This window comes from Sorangium sp. So ce1036 (genome assembly GCF_051369805.1).
Lineage (GTDB): Bacteria > Myxococcota_A > Polyangia > Polyangiales > Polyangiaceae > Sorangium > Sorangium cellulosum_F.
On sequence record NZ_JBBMOX010000002.1, the window covers coordinates 427735 to 442435 of the forward strand.

Annotated in this window: 12 protein-coding genes; 6 read left to right on the top strand and 6 right to left on the bottom strand. The window is 73.9% G+C overall.

Annotated elements, in window-relative coordinates; translation table 11 throughout:
* The first annotated feature begins 89 nt into the window (after positions 1 to 89).
* Positions 90 to 866 carry a hypothetical protein gene (locus tag WMF31_RS38630; protein ID WP_436606889.1) on the top strand — a complete coding sequence of 259 codons (777 nt, stop codon included), beginning with the start codon at positions 90 to 92 and terminating at the stop codon, positions 864 to 866.
* A gap of 193 nt (positions 867 to 1059) precedes the next feature.
* The gene (gene ggt, locus WMF31_RS38635) at positions 1060 to 2964 is read left to right on the top strand and encodes a gamma-glutamyltransferase (protein WP_436606890.1); all 1905 of its coding nucleotides are present in this window, start codon (positions 1060 to 1062) and stop codon (positions 2962 to 2964) included.
* Positions 2965 to 3015: 51 nt separating this feature from the next.
* On the opposite strand, the gene WMF31_RS38640 is transcribed toward ggt, so the two are convergent.
* Positions 3016 to 3648, bottom strand: a complete 633-nt coding sequence (locus WMF31_RS38640) for a universal stress protein (protein ID WP_436606891.1) — start codon at positions 3646 to 3648, stop codon at positions 3016 to 3018.
* Positions 3649 to 3802: 154 nt separating this feature from the next.
* Between WMF31_RS38640 and purB the strand changes: the two genes are divergently transcribed.
* Both purB and WMF31_RS38650 read left to right on the top strand, forming a co-directional pair.
* Positions 3803 to 5101 carry an adenylosuccinate lyase gene (purB, locus tag WMF31_RS38645; protein ID WP_436606892.1) on the top strand — a complete coding sequence of 433 codons (1299 nt, stop codon included), beginning with the start codon at positions 3803 to 3805 and terminating at the stop codon, positions 5099 to 5101.
* Positions 5102 to 5150: 49 nt separating this feature from the next.
* Positions 5151 to 6950 carry a DUF885 domain-containing protein gene (locus tag WMF31_RS38650; protein ID WP_436606893.1) on the top strand — a complete coding sequence of 600 codons (1800 nt, stop codon included), beginning with the start codon at positions 5151 to 5153 and terminating at the stop codon, positions 6948 to 6950.
* A gap of 63 nt (positions 6951 to 7013) precedes the next feature.
* On the opposite strand, the gene WMF31_RS38655 is transcribed toward WMF31_RS38650, so the two are convergent.
* The 4 genes from WMF31_RS38655 to WMF31_RS38670 form a co-directional block, all read right to left on the bottom strand.
* Positions 7014 to 7889 carry a 5'-3' exonuclease gene (locus tag WMF31_RS38655; protein ID WP_436606894.1) on the bottom strand — a complete coding sequence of 292 codons (876 nt, stop codon included), beginning with the start codon at positions 7887 to 7889 and terminating at the stop codon, positions 7014 to 7016.
* A 28-nt stretch (positions 7890 to 7917) separates the two neighbouring features.
* Positions 7918 to 9498: a lactate racemase domain-containing protein gene (locus WMF31_RS38660; protein ID WP_436606895.1), complete on the bottom strand. Its 1581-nt coding sequence runs from the start codon at positions 9496 to 9498 to the stop codon at positions 7918 to 7920.
* 75 nt (positions 9499 to 9573) lie between these two features.
* The gene (locus WMF31_RS38665) at positions 9574 to 10257 is read right to left on the bottom strand and encodes an HAD family hydrolase (protein WP_436606896.1); all 684 of its coding nucleotides are present in this window, start codon (positions 10255 to 10257) and stop codon (positions 9574 to 9576) included.
* A 338-nt stretch (positions 10258 to 10595) separates the two neighbouring features.
* Positions 10596 to 11363 (bottom strand): phosphoadenylyl-sulfate reductase, encoded by a 768-nt coding sequence (locus WMF31_RS38670; protein ID WP_436606897.1) that lies wholly within the window; start codon positions 11361 to 11363, stop codon positions 10596 to 10598.
* A 78-nt stretch (positions 11364 to 11441) separates the two neighbouring features.
* Between WMF31_RS38670 and WMF31_RS38675 the strand changes: the two genes are divergently transcribed.
* Positions 11442 to 12428: an ArsA family ATPase gene (locus WMF31_RS38675; RefSeq protein ID WP_436606898.1), complete on the top strand. Its 987-nt coding sequence runs from the start codon at positions 11442 to 11444 to the stop codon at positions 12426 to 12428.
* Positions 12429 to 12447: 19 nt separating this feature from the next.
* A complete protein-coding gene (locus WMF31_RS38680) occupies positions 12448 to 13626 on the top strand; it encodes a hypothetical protein (protein WP_436606899.1) in 1179 nt (392 codons plus the stop codon).
* 80 nt (positions 13627 to 13706) lie between these two features.
* Here the strand turns inward: WMF31_RS38680 and WMF31_RS38685 are convergent, their stop codons facing one another.
* Entirely contained in the window at positions 13707 to 14555 is an 849-nt protein-coding gene (locus tag WMF31_RS38685; protein WP_436606900.1) for an MlaE family ABC transporter permease, read from the bottom strand.
* Between the last annotated feature and the right edge of the window lie 146 nt (positions 14556 to 14701).

The window sequence follows — 14701 nt, forward strand, 5'->3', positions numbered from 1 at the left end:
ATCCCGCGCCCTCAACCAGGAGAATTGGCATGCGACGGACCATTGCTCAGCTTTTTGTAAGTGCCTTTACTTTCGCGGCGCCCTTGCTCGTGGCTCCCTCCGCGTCGGCCGCGCCCGGTCCGGAGGCCTGTGGAAATTTCCAGCTCGCGGCGAGCTCACAGTGTGAGATCCGCACCTCGGGCGGATGCGAGGCGAGCTGCGAGCCGGTCAATCTCACGGCGGCGTGCGCCGGCAAGTGCGAGGGCCAGTGCAACGCCAGCGCGACCGCCGAGTGCGACGTGGACTGCTCCGGGCGGTGCGAAGCCGATTGCCAGGTCGATCCGGGGAGCTTCGACTGCCAGGCGAGCTGCTCGGCGAGCTGCAAGGCGGATTGCAGCGGCCGGTGCGCGGCGGAGGCCAGCGGAAGCGGCGCGCGGGCGGAGTGCGAGGGCGCGTGCAAGGCGAGCTGCGACGGCGAGTGCAGCGCGAGCTGCGAGGTGACCCCGCCGAACGCGGATTGCAAGGCGCAATGTGACGCGAGCTGCTCGGGGCAGTGCAAGGCCGAGGCGAACTTCGATTGCAATGTGGACTGCAACGCCGACTGCACGGTCAACCTCCAGGGCGGGTGCCAGGCGAAGTGCTCGCAGCCGGAAGGCGCGCTGTTCTGCAATGGGCAGTACGTCGACGTCGTCGGCAGCCTGCAGGACTGCCTCGATTACCTGAGCACGCTCGAGGTCGAGGTCAACGCCCACGCCGAGGCCGAGGCCAGCGTCTCCTGCGCCGCCGCGCCGGGATCCAGCTCCTCGGCGCCGTTCGCGGGCACCGGGCTCGCGGCGCTCGTCGCGGGCGTGGGCGTGGCCGCCGCGCGCCGCCGCAAGCGGTCGTGAGCGGGCCCCAGCGCCGCTGACGGCGCGCGCGGCGCGCCTCGGAGGCGCCTCCGGCGGGGGCGCCCTGAGGGCGCGCGCGGGGCGAGGCGCGCGCTGCCGTGCCCCGCGCCGCGAGCCCGGGCCAGGTGCGCGGCCCGGGTGCGCGGCCCGGCCTGGCTTTCCCCGCGGTCGTAGTAGATTCGCGTCCACGTTCATGACCCTGCCCCCCCTCTGGAGGTCGCGCTGGGCGCTCGCCCTCGCGCTGCTCGCCGGCTGCGCCGGCTGCGAGGTGCGCCCGCCGCCCGCCCCGGTCGCGGCGGCGCCCGCGCGCGCCGCGGCGACGCCTCCGGCGGCCACGGCGCCCGCGAGCGCCGCGGCGGCGCCCCCGCCCCCGAGCGCCGCGGCGGCGCCGCCTCCGGACCCGCCGCCCCCCGATCCGCCGATCGCGCTCGCCTCGGGCGGCGCGCGGGCCGTGCGCGGCGACGCCGGGCTCGTGACCTCGGTCGAGGCGCACGCGACGCGCGTCGGCGCCGACGTGCTGCGGGGCGGCGGCAACGCGATCGACGCCGCGGTCGCGGTCGCGTTCGCGCTGGCCGTGACCCACCCGAGCGCGGGCAACATCGGCGGCGGCGGCTTCATGATGGTCCGCCTCGCGAGCGGCGAGACGCACGCGATCGACTTCCGCGAGACCGCGCCCGCGTCGGTGACCACCGAGTCCATCATGGCCATGGTGCGCGCGGGCGCCTACGGGTACGCGTCCGCCGGCGTCCCGGGCACGGTCGCCGGCCTCGCCCTGGCGAACGAGCGGTTCGGGACCCGGCCGCTCGCCGAGCTCATCGCCCCCGCGATCCGCCTCTCGCGCAAGGGGCACCGCCTCGGCGCGCGCCAGGCGCTGACGCTGCGCTGGGCGTGGCCCCGGCTGAGCGCCGACCCGGCCGCCCGCGCCATCTGGGCGCGCGGCAAGGCGCCCCGCGCCCGGGGCGACCTGGTGCGCCAGCTCGATCTCGCCCGCACCCTGGAGACGCTCGCCGCCGAGGGGCCGCGCGCGTTCTACGAGGGCTCGATCGCCAGGAAGATCGCGGGCGCGATGCGCGCGCACGGCGGTCACATCACCGAGCGCGACCTCGGCGCCTACCGGGCGAAGCTGCGCGCGCCGCTCCGGTTCTCGTACCGCGGCTTCACCGTCGACACGATGCCGCCCCCGTCGATGGGCGGCGTCGCGCTCGCCGAGATCATGCTCACGCTGGAGCGGGTGAAGGCGTTCGAGGCGCCCGCCGACTCCGGGTTGTCGCTGCACCTGTTCGTCGAGGCGGCGAAGCGCGCGTACGTCGACAGGCGCCTCGTGGGCGCCGATCCCGACTTCGCCCCGCCCGGGACGGCGCGGCTGCTCGAGCGCTTCCTCGACGGCAGCCAGCTCATGAGCCGCAGGCCGCCCATCGATCCGGAGCGCGCCACGCCGACCGCCGACCTCGCGCCCACCCTGCTGGCCGCCGCGCCGGAGTCCCCGGAGACGACGCACTTTTCCGTGATCGACGCGCAGGGCAACGCCGTGTCGTGCACGACCACCCAGTCGGCGAGCTTCGGCGCCAAGATCGTGATCCCCGGCACGGGCATGGTGCTCGGCAACGCGCTGGCCGCGTTCTCGGAGACCGGCATCAACGCGGTCGCGCCGGGCAAGCGCATGGCGAGCTCGATGTCGCCGACCCTCGTGAGCCGGGGCGGCAAGGTCGCGCTCCTCCTCGGATCGCCGGGAGGCGACACGATCCCGAACACCGTCGCCCAGGTCCTCCGCAACCTGGTCGATCACGGCATGACGATCGACGAGGCGGTCCGCCGCGCGCGCATCCATCACCAGGGGTTGCCGGATCGGGTGCGCGTCGAGCGGCAGACGCCCCCGCCGAAGGCCGCGCTCGACGACCTCGCGCGGCGGGGGCACGTCGTCGCGCTCGATCCGATGCCGATCGGCGACGCGAACAACATCCTCGTCGATGAAGACGGCGTCGCGTGGGGGTACGCGGACACGCGCGAAGGGGGCACGGCGGAGGGCGTCGGCGCGCCCGGCGAGCCGCCCGGCGACCCGGCGCAGGCCGACGCTCCGAGGGCCGCGAGCGCGCGCTGACGCGAGCGCGGCCCGGTGACGCGAGCGCGCCGCGGTCGCGCGCCGGCGGCGTCAGCGTAGCCGCGGGTCGTACTCGCTCGCGTCGGCGTCGTCGTCCTCCTTGGGGCGCACGACCACGACCGGGCACGGCGCGTTGCGGGCGATCCGATCGGCGGTCGAGCCGCCGAGGAGCCGCTGCAGCCGCGATTGCGGGTGCGTGGCGACGACGACGAGATCGGCGCTGAGCTCGCGGGCGAGCTCGACGATGGCCTTGTCGGGGCGGCCCGTGCGGAAGTGCATCGCCATGAGCCGCGGCTGGCCGTCCGCGCAGCGGTGCTGGAGCACCCGGAGCGCGGGCGGCGACGAGGCCCCGGGCGTGGTCACGTCGCGCACGGCCGGGGCCACCTGCCGCGGGCCGACGACCACGGCGTGGATCTCCGTCTCGCCCCGGAGCGCCGCGAGGTCGAAGGCGAACCGCCAGGCCCGCCCGCCAGGCTCGGACAGGTCCATCGCGACCACCACGATGTACGGCTTGAGCCGCCGGCTGCTGCGCGCGCTCGTGGGCGCCGGCTCGCTGCCGGGCACGGGCTGGCTCACGGGCGCCGGCCGGCCCACGGGGGCGGCCGCGCCGTCCGCGGGGTGCGGCGAACGAGGGAGGCCCCCGCCAGGGTCGGCGCGCCCCGGCGCCGTTGCTTGGGTCGGCATCGCGCGCGAACCTTTGGCGCGAGCCGCACGCCCGCAAGCCGCCTCACGCGGCGCGCGGGTGCGCCGCGCGCGCTGGGACCGAGCGGGCCGGCCCGGGCAAGTCCGGACCACTCCATCCTTGACGCACCCTCCAGACCTCCGCAGCGTCCCGCCCATGATCCCCCGCTACACCCCCTCCGATTTCGAAGAGCTCTGGTCACCCGCCACCCGATTCTCGACCTGGCTAGAGGTGGAGCTCGCCGCCTGCGCGGCGATGGAGGCCGAGGGGCTCGTGCCCGCCGGCGTCGCGGAGGGGATCCGCGCGAAGCGGCTCTCGCTCGATCCGGCGCGCATCGAGGCGATCGAGCGCACGGTCAAGCACGACGTCATCGCCTTCCTGACCCACGTCGAGGAGCTCGCGGGCGAGGACGCCCGGTGGCTGCACCGGGGCATGACGTCGAGCGACGTGCTCGACACGAGCCTCGCGCTGCTGCTCGTCCGCGCGGCCGACCTGCTCGCGGCGCGGCTCGACAAGCTCTGCGACGCGCTCGCGCGGCGCGCGGACGAGCACCGGCGCACCCCGATGATCGGCAGGAGCCACGGCATCGCCGCCGAGCCGATCACGTTCGGCCTGGCGCTCGCGGGCCACCTCGCGGAGATGAAGCGGGGCCGGGCCCGCCTGCGCGCCGCGCGCGAGGCGATCGCGGTCGGCAAGATCGCCGGCGCGGTCGGCACGTACGCGCACCTGTCGCCGCGCATCGAGGAGCGCGCGCTCGCCGCCCTGGGCCTGCGCCCCGAGACCGTCTCGACGCAGGTCGTCGCGCGCGACCGCCACGCCGAGCTCTTCGCGGCGCTCTCGCTCGTCGCGGCCGGCATCGAGCGGCTCGCGACCAACGTGCGGCACTGGCAGCGGACCGAGGTCCGCGAGGCGGAGGAGCGCTTCACCGTGGGCCAGAAGGGCTCCAGCGCGATGCCCCACAAGCGCAACCCCATCCTCAGCGAGAACCTGTGCGGCCTCGCGCGCGTCGTGCGCGCGGCCGTCATCCCCGCGCTCGAGAACGTCCCGCTGTGGCACGAGCGCGACATCTCGCACTCCTCGGTCGAGCGGATGATCGCGCCCGACGCCACCTCGACGCTCGGCTTCATGCTCGACCGCGCCGCGGGGCTCGTCGACGGGCTCGTCGTCTACCCCGAGAGGATGCGCGAGAACCTCGATCGCACGGGGGAGCTCTTTTTCAGCGAGGCGGTGCTGCTGTCGCTCGTCCAGAAGGGGCGGCCGCGGCAGGCGGCGTACGAGCTGGTGCAGCGCTGCGCGATGCGCGCCATCGCGGGCGAGGGGCGCTTCCGCGACAACCTCGCGGCCGACCCGGACGTCGCGGCGCTGCTCGCCCCGGACGAGATCGCGCGCTGCTTCGACCTCGACCACGCGCTCTCGCACGTGGACGCGATCATCGACCGGGCGCTCCGCGACTAACCCGCGGCGTTGACCGGCCCAGGGCGGTTTGACAGGCTCCAGCCCCGCCATGGCCGCACCCCACGAATCGGCTGTCCGCCGCGCGCTGTCGCCTCGCCTCGCACCGCTCGCCGCGCTGGCCGGGCTCGCCGCGCTGGCCGGGCTCGCCGCCTGCAGCGGGGGCTCGCCTCCGTCGCCCCGCTCCGCCGGCGCGGCCCCTCCGCCCTCGGCGCCACCGGCTCCATCGCCCCCCGCGGCGGCGCGGCCGGAGGCGCCGTTCGCCGCGCTGCGCGACCGGATCCTCGCCGAGTGGACCCGGGACAAGCCGGCGTTCGCGCGCTCGCGCGGGCTTCACGAGCACGACGGCCGCGTCGGCGACTACGCCGCCGCGGCGATCGAGCGGCGGCTCGCGCGCCTCGAGCGCGACCGCGCGGCCCTTGTGGCCGTCGACGCCGCGGCGCTCTCGCCGGACGAGGCGCTCGACCGGGCGCTCCTGCTCCAGCAGATCGATCTCGATCTCTGGAGCGGCAGGGACGCCGAGGCGTGGCGCAGGCAGCCGCAGTTCTACAGCGAGCTGTTCGGCGTGAACGACTACCTCGATCGGGCGTATGCGCCGCTCCCGGAGCGCGCGAGGCGCCTGCTCGCGCACGAGAAGGCGGCCCTGGCCCAGGTGCCGCGCATCCGCGAGAACCTCGTGAGCCCGATGCCGAGGCCGGTGGTCGAGGTCGCCGCGAAGATCTACCGGGGCTACGCCGAGTACCTGCGCGGCGACGTCGTGAAGCTGCTCGAGGGGGTGGGCGACGCCGCGTTCCAGGCCGATTTCCGCAAGACGAACGCCGCGCTCGCCGACGCGGCGGAGGCGCTCGCCGAGCACCTGACCCGGGTCGAGCTGCCGAAGGGCGACGCGAGCCACGTGCTCGGCGAGGCGCGCTACCGGAAGCTCCTGCTCGCGCAGGAGGGCCTGTCGATCCCGCTCGCCGAGCTCAAGCGGATGGGCGAGGAGGATCTCGCGGCGAACAAGGCGGCCTACCAGGCGCTCGCCGCGAAGGTGAAGCCCACGCGGCCGAAGGCGGGGGCGCTCCTCGCCGAGGCGTCGCGCGTGATGGAGGCGTCGCGCAGGTTCGTCATCGACAAGGGGCTCGTGAGCCTCCCGTCCGACGAGCGGGCGATCGTGAAGGAGACGCCGCCCTACATGCGCTGGAACGCCGCCTTCCTCGACGCGCCGGGGCCGTTCGAGCGGGAGGGGCTCGAGGCGTTCTACTACATCACGAAGCCCGATCCGTCGTGGCCCCGCGAGGAGCAGGAGGGGTACGTGATGACGCGGGGGACGCTGGTCTCGACGACCGTGCACGAGGTCTACCCGGGGCACTTCGTGCAGGGCCTGTGGGAGGATCGCGCGCCGACGGTCGCCCAGAAGCTGTTCGGGAGCTACTCGTTCGTCGAGGGCTGGGCCCACTACGCCGAGCAGATGATGATCGAGCAGGGGTTCGGCAAGGAGGACCCGGAGAGCCGGCTCGGCCAGCTCGCGGACGCGCTGCTGCGCAACTGCCGGGTGGTCGTGTCGCTCGGGGTGCACGTCGAGGGCATGAGCCTCGAGGAGGCCGAGCGCCGCTTCGTCGAGGACTGCTTCCAGGACCGCGCGACGGCGCGGGAGCAGGCGGTGCGCGCGACGTTCGACCCGGGGTACTTCGCCTACACGCTCGGCAAGCTCCAGATCCTGAAGCTCCGCGACGAGGCGAAGGCGACCCTGGGCGCGGCGTTCTCGCTGCGCCGCTTCCACGACGCGCTCCTGTCGCACGGCTCGCCGCCCGTGCCGCTCCTCCGCGAGCGCGTCCTCGCCGAGCTCAAGGCGCCGGCGCAGCAGCGCTAGCGCACCCCCTTGGTCGCGCAGAGCGCCCCGCGCGCCCCCGTGCACGCGCGGCGCGCCCGCGGCTCACGCCCAGCGCGTCGGCCGCCTCTTCAGCGTGCGCACGTCCATCGCGTCGCACCACGCCTCGAAGCGGGCGCGCGGCACGCCCCGGAAGCGCAGGTCGTCGAGGCGCTCCGCGAGCGGCACGTCGGTCCGGAGCGTCGCCAGCCTCCGGTAGAGCAGCGCCGCCTCCCGCTCCTCGTTCAGCACGCGCGCGATCCGGTCCGCGCCGCGCACCGCCACCGTCCACGCCGCCGGATCGCTCGGGATCCGCTCGATGTGGCCGTAGGCGCCGAGCAGCGCCGCCGCCGTCCGCTCGCCGATGCCCGCGAGCCCCGGGATGCCGTCCGCGTCGTCCCCCGTGAGCGCGAGGAAGTCCGGGATGCTCGCCGGGCCCACGCCGCGCGCGGCGCGCAGCGCCGCCTCGTCGATGACGCGCTCCTTCCGGCGGTCGACCTGCACGACCCGCTCGCCCGAGAGGCACTGCCCGAAGTCCTTGTCCGGGCTGAGGATCCGCACCTGCTCCACCTCGCCCGACAGCCGCGCCGCCGCCGTCGCGAGCGCGTCGTCCGCCTCGAAGTCGGCCATCGTCCAGACGACGACGCCGAGCGCGCGCACCGCCTCCTCGACCGGATCGAGCTGCGCGCGCAGCGCCGGATCCATGCCCTCGTCGCTCTTGTAGCCGGCGAACAGGTCGTTCCTGAACGAGCGGATCGGGTTGTCGAAGGCGACGGCGAGGTGCGTGACCTCCTCGTCCGGGTGGTGCAGGAGCGCGAGGAGCGAGGCGACGACCCCCACCGTCGCCTTCGCGTCCCAGCCGCCCGGCGCGCGATGATCCGGCCGCTTGGAGTAGTGGGCGCGGAACAGCTCGTAGGTGCCGTCGATGAGGTGCAGCCGCATGCTGGCTCGTACAGCGGGGGGCCGCTCGCTACGCCGTCATGTCGGCCATCAGGATCGGCGGCGCGTGCAGGGCCATGATCTCCGGCGCGGGCGGGGCCGACTGCTTCGCCATCCGGAGCGCCTCGTCCATCGTGCGCGCCGTCTCCCAGCCGAGCAGCCGCGGGATGTACTCGTTGTCGGCGCCGACCACGATCATCCGGCCGATGTGCTGCCGGCCCGCCTCGCCCCAGTACCACATGAAGAACGGGTGGGTCGGGTGGTACGCGTGGCCGAAGCGGTACATCTCGATGTAGGCCGGGTTCTCGGAGAACTTCTTCTCGTACCGCCTGTGCAGCTCCATCGCGTCGCGCGTCTCCGGCAAGAGCCGGTGGACGAACTCGATGTACGGGGCGTGGTGCTCGTTGTCGAACAGGTCGGTGCAGGGGTGGAGGATGATCATCGTCCCCCCCTTCTTGAGCATCGGCGCGCCGCGGTAGAGGTTGAACAGGTAGCCGTTCGCCATCACCTGGACGAGCAGCGGGTTCAAAAACGAGTTCACGTTGTACGGGCTGATGTACGGGATGCCCGTGATCAGGATGTCGGCCTGGCCCGAGACGGGGACGAGGTACTGATCGAAGCTGCGCCGGAGCGTGTGCTCGTGGGTGGCCTCGGTCTCGCCGGCGAACACCCCGGTCACGCCGTAGGGCGACGGGACGCGCTGGAAGATCGCCTGGCGCGCCGGCTGCGGCACCTTGGAGAGCGTGAACCGGAGGGCGCGGAGCGCGCTCCGCTCGCCCGGGCTCAGGTCGTCCTCGTTCTTGCCGAGGAACTCGAGCGGGCGATCGAACATGCGGTTGTTGATCGTCGTCTCGATCGTGAAGACGTTCAGCTTCTTGTTGACCAGCCGGCCCATGCGCTCGACGCTCGTGTGCAGCGCGGAGCTCTTCGGGTCCATGTACGAGTAGCAGTCGCGCATCACCCGCGGCGTGTGGTGCGCGCGCAGGCTCCGGTACCCGCACAGGCCGACGGTGACCGACTTGTGCCCGCCGTCCATCGGGACCAGGTTCAGGTTCACGTAGATCACGAGGTCGCTGTCGACCGCGCGCTTGTTCAGCTCGACCTCCTCGCCGACGTCGGTCGTGCCGATGTGCTTCATGTTGGCGAGGTTCTCGGCGTCGTGGTTGTAGAGCCGCTTCGGCCAGTAAGCGTTGAAGATCCTGTCGCCCACGATGTGGCGGACCTCCCAGTCCTTCATCCGCCGGTGGACGCTCGTCGCGATGATGATCTCGACGTCGTCGACGCCGTGGTCGGCGAGCAGGTCGAGCACGATGGTGAGGACGCGCTCGCGGATGTCGGGGCGCCGCATCGGCGGCAGCGGCAGCGAGATGTCGTCCACCGCGATCGTGACCTTCATCCCCGGGCGGAGCTTCGCGTAGAGCGGCTCCGAGTTGTACGGGTGGTTGATCGCGTAGCGGATCGCGGCGTCGACGTCCTTGAGCGGCTCGAGGGGCGGCTTCGGGTAGATCACCCGGGTCCCGGTGGGCAGGTCGACCTCGACCAGCTGGTCGCCTGAGAACAGCACCCGCGGGGCGCTGCGGCTGTCTAGCGTGACGACGCAAGGATGGCTCATGGGGCTTTCAGAGCAGGTGGTGCGAGGTGTTGGGCTGTGATGGGCTTGGCGCCGCCATTCCGCGAGAGGCCGGGGTCAGGCGGCGAGATCGAGGATCGGCCAGTGGTAGGCCTGCGCGAGCAGCTTGAGCTTGCGATCGGGGTTCACCGCGGCCGGGTAGCCGACGACCGAGAGCATCGGCACGTCCGAGTAGCTGTCCGAGTAGGCGAAGCACGCGTCGAGGTCGTGGCCGTGCGCGTGGGCGTGCTCGCGGATGAGGCGCGCCTTCTCGGGGCCGGCCACCACCGGGCGCAGGAGCTTGCCGGTCGCGAAGCCGTCCTTCACCTCGAGGCGGTTCGCGATGATGCCCGTCGCGCCGAGGTGCTCGGCGAGCCGCTGCATCAGGAAATCCAGCGCGCCGGAGATGAGGATGACGTCGTGCCCCTTGTCGAGGCTGCACTTCACGAGGTCGCGCGCCTTGGCGTAGATCGCCGGGCGGAGGACCTTCGCGAACGCCTCCTCGGCGAGCGCCATGAGGCGGTCCTCCGAGACGCCCTCGAACGAGCTGAAGAGCAGCTCGTTGAAGAGGCGCCGATCCTGCAGCTCCGCCATGGCCATCCACGGCGCCTTGACGAGGGCGCGGCCGAGCTTCGCGAGGCTGTGCATCGGCGTCGGCTGGTTCAGCATGTAGAACACCGTCGGGTGCACGAGGTTGGTCGTGACCAGGGTGCCGTCTACGTCGAAGTAGCTCGCCGGCATGCAGGGCAAATCTCCCTGCATGCCCGTCGAGTCAAGATCGAGCTGACGCGAACCGGGATACGCAGGTGATCGGTGGGGTGCCACGCGGCGCGTCGTGACGCGCCTCGCTGGCGGGGGGAGGGGCCCCTGGGGTGCTCTCCTCCGGGGCTTGCGTTCCGGCGAGCCCCTGTCGTGGCTCGCCTGCACTCCAGCCCCTCCGGAGAGCACCCCAGGGGCCCCTCCCCCCGCTGCCGACCGCCCAGGCGGCAAAGAGGGCCGCACAGGCCGCTCCGGAGAAGCACCCCCAGGGGTCCAGCGGGTGAGCGTTCAGGCGGGGGCGCGCACAGGCCGCTCCGGAGAGCAGGGGCCCCAGCGGGCGTTCAGGCGGAGAAAATGGGCTCGTACCGGTCGTCGAGATCGATCCCGCCCTCGGCCTCGCCGCGGTCCACCGGGTTGATCCCGCAGTACTCGACGCTCGCCAGGTGGCGCCAGCGGCCGGCGCGCTCCGGCTCGTCGGGGAGCACGGGCGTCGTGCACGGGAAGCAGCCGATGGTGCGGAAGCCCATCGCGTGCAGGGGGTTCACGACCACGTCCGGGTGCGCGGCGAGGTACGCGTCGAGCTCCTCGCCGCTCAACGACGCGAAGGGGTGGACGCGGAGCGCGTTGTTCGCCAGGTCGAGGCCGAACGGCGCGACCCTGGACCGGGCGCCGCCCTCGCCGCGCCGCAGCGCCGCGACGAGCGCGTCGTAGCGGCCGCGGACCGCGTGGAGCGGGGCCGATTTGCGCAGGTCGCAGCACCGCTCCTGGCCCTCCTTCGACAGGTAGAGCAGGCCCTCGTCGCGCGTCTGCTGGGCGAAGCTGCGCTCGGGCGAGAGCGTGACGACGCGCAGGTTCGGGTGCGTCCGCGCGAGCTCGTCGCGCGTGGCGAGCGTCTCGGCGTGGAGCACGCCGGTGTCCACGAAGAGCACGTCGAAGGAGAGCCCCGCCCGGTCGGCCAGGTGACACATCGCGGTCCCGGCCCGCTGCATGCTGCTCAGGATGGCCGCCCGGGGGCCGAAGGCCTCGCGGACGAAGCGGAGGAGCTCGACGGGCGGCGCGCCCTGGAAGCGTCGGTTCAGCGGTTCGAGGTGTCGCTCGGTGATGCGCATGCGAGATGCATAGCAGAGCACGTTTCCTTGATCCGGGTTGCGTTCGCCTGAGCTTGCGCCTAACTCCGCTTTGGCTGCATGACCAGCGCTCACCACGTGTCGGAGGCCGGCGGCCACGGCCAGGACCTCCCCGAGCTCGAGCGCCGGCGCTTCCTGTTCGTGACCGGCAAGGGAGGCGTCGGCAAGACCACGATCTCCGGGGCGCTCGCGCTCGCCTTCGCCGCCCGGGGCAAGCGCGTCCTCGTCGCGATGTGCAACACCAAGGAGCGGCTCTCGGCCATCCTCGGCACGAGGCCCATCGGCCAGGAGGTCGCCCACGTCGCCGAGCGGGTGTGGGCGGTCAACATCTCGCCGGAGCGGGCCCTCCGGGAGTACGGCGAGATGGTCCTCAAGGTGCGCGCCGCGGCCGATCTCGTCTTCGACAACAAGTACACGCGCACCTTCTTCCGCGCGGTGCCCGGCATGTTCGAGTGGGCGATGCTCGGCAAGGCGTGGTTCCACACGACCGAGCTGCTCGAGGACGGCTCCCCCCGCTTCGACGTGGTGCTGCTCGACGCGCCCGCGACCGGGCACGGCATGGACATGCTGCGCGTGCCCAGGGTGATCCTCGACGTGGCGCCGCCGGGCATCCTGCGCCGGGACGCCGAGGCGGCGTGGGCGATGTTCCAGGACCCGGCGCGGAGCGGGGTGGTCGTCGTGACCCTCCCCGAGGAGATGCCGGCCACCGAGACGGTCGAGCTCGTGTCGGAGGTCCGCGGCGAGCTCGGCCTCCCCGTCCACCGGCTGATCATCAACGGCGTGCTGCCGCCCCTGTTCTCGCCCGAGGAGCGCCGGGCGCTGCTCGCCGATCCGGCGCGCCTCGACATCCAGGCGCCGGCGCGCGCGGCGCACACCGCCGAGAGCGCCATCGTCGCGGGCGCGCGGCGGGCGATGCGCGAGTCGGTGCAGCGCGAGAGCCTCGCCCGCCTGCGCCGCGAGCTCGACGTGCCGACCGTGGTCCTGCCGTTCCTGTTCGACGAGGCCTCGACGGTCGCCGGCACGCGGATGCTGGCCGAGCGGCTCTGAGCGAGGCGGCGCGGAGACCATGCTGCGAGCGAGCCCGCTGCTCCGTGACGGACGCGCGCTGCTCGACGCCGACCGCCTCGTGCGCGCGGGCGTCGCCGACCGGCGGGCGAGCTTCGAGCTCGCGTTCACCGCGATGCCGCCGCACACCGGCTTCCTCGTGGTCGCCGGCGTCGAGGCGGCGATCGAGGCGCTCGAGGCCGAGGGCGCGCGCCCCGGCGCGGAGGAGATCGCCGCGGCGCGCGCGGCCTGCGGCCTGAGCGAGGCGCTCGCGGCGCGGCTCGCGGGCGCGCCGCCGCACCTCGACATCGACGCGGTCCCCGACGGGGGGATCGCCTTCCCGGGCGCGCCGGCCGTCACGGTGGAGGGGCCGTTCGTCGAGGCCTTGCTCGTGAGCGCGCTGCTCGTGCCGGCGCTCTGCCGGGGTACGGCCGCGGCCACGCGGGCGGCGCGGCTCCACATCGCCGCGGACGGCGGCGTCGTCGTCGACGGTTCGTCGGCGCGCGTGCCGTCCGCGGAGGAGTCGCTCTCGCTCGCCCGCGCGGCGCACGTCGGCGGCGCGGCCGCGACGACGAGCGCGCTCGCGGCCACGGCGCTCGGCATCCCGTTCCGGGGCGAGGCGGGGATCGAGCTCGGCGCGCTCGCGCCGCCGGCGTCGCCCTACGAGGGGAGCTGGCCCTGGTACGCCGATCGGCTGGTCGACCTCGGGGGGCACGACGAGGAGGCGCTGCTGCTCGAGGCGCGGCGCGTGGGCACGACGGCCGGCGGCTTCATCGCCTCGGGGCTCGCGGAGTCGTGCGCGGACCCGCTCGCCGTGCGCTGCGAGCTCGTGGCGCTCGAGGAGTCGGGCGCGTGGGCGCTCCGGCGGGGCGCGAGCGACCGCGCGGACGTGATCCCGGGGCGCAAGATGGTGATGCGCTACCACGACGAGGCGGGGCGCGCGGTCGCCGACGTCGTCCACCTCGCGCACGAGCGGATGCTCTCGCCGCGCGCGCTCGGAGCCGCGCGGCTCGCCCCGCTCGCGCGCGCCGTGATGCGCGGCGGCCGCGGCCTCGAGGTGCCCGAGCCGCCGAGCGAGGGGCGCGAGCGCTCTGTCGCCGCGCGGCCGCTGCTCCCGCCCGGGGTCGCGCGCCTGCGCGCGCCGTCCCGGTACCCCGTGCACCTCTCGCCCGCGCTGATCGCGCTCCGCGAGGAGGGTTGACGGGGCGGTGGTGGGCCTGGCGTCCGTCGCGTCGGGAGACGAGTGGATAGGCCACGGCTCGCGTGGTGGCTCGGCGGGGCTCAGAGGTCGAGCAGGAGCTGGGTCAGGATGTAGTTCGTCACGAGCACGGTGACGCAGCTCTCGACGACCGCGCGCGTGGTCGCGACGCCGACGCCGCGGGCGCCGCCGGAGGCGAAGAAGCCGTGGCGGCACGAGACCGACGAGATGATGAAGCCGAAGACGCACGCCTTGATGAGCCCCATGGTCAGGTCCTTGGGGACCGCGAAGTCGCGGATGCTCTGGAAGAACGAGCCCGCGTCGCCGCCGAGCCAGATCACCGCGACGAGGTACGAGCCGCACATGCCCACGCTCGTGTAGAGGATGCAGAGCAAGGGCAGCATCACGACCGCGGCGAGCAGCCGGGGCGAGAGCAGGTACTGCACCGGGCTCACGCCCATCGTCGCGATGGCGTCGATCTGCTCGGTGACGCGCATGTTGCCGAGCTCCGCGGCCATGGCGCTGCCGGCGCGGGCCGTGACCATGATCGCGGAGAACACCGGCGCGAGCTCGCGCGCGAGCGAGACCGCCACGAGGCCGCCGACCCGGCCCTCGGCGCTGAACGCGCGCAGCGCGTAGGTCGTCTGCAGCGTCACCACCATGCCGCTGAAGACGCCCGTGAGGCCGACGATGAAGACCGACTGGGCGCCCAGGAAGTCCATCGCCGCCAGGAACTGCGCGGGGCGGAACGGCGGCCGCACCAGCCAGACGAGCGTCTGGACGGTGAGCGTGACGATGTTGCCGATGTTGTCGAGGAACGCGAGGACGGGCTCCAGCACCCTGTCGAGCAGCCCGCGCTGGCTGGTCTCCGCCCCTGCCATCACCGTGGCGCTCTTGTACCACGCAGCGCCGCCGCGCACGGTCCCGGGCATGCGGCATGCGGCGTAGCCCACCACGGCCGCGCGCGGCGGGCCGGCGCGGAGGGCTGGCGGGGCGAGCGCGAGGTCCTGGGCGGGCGGCGGGCGGGCCGGGAGGCACAAGGGCAGGGGGCGCCGGCGGTATAGGGGGCGCCATCGGC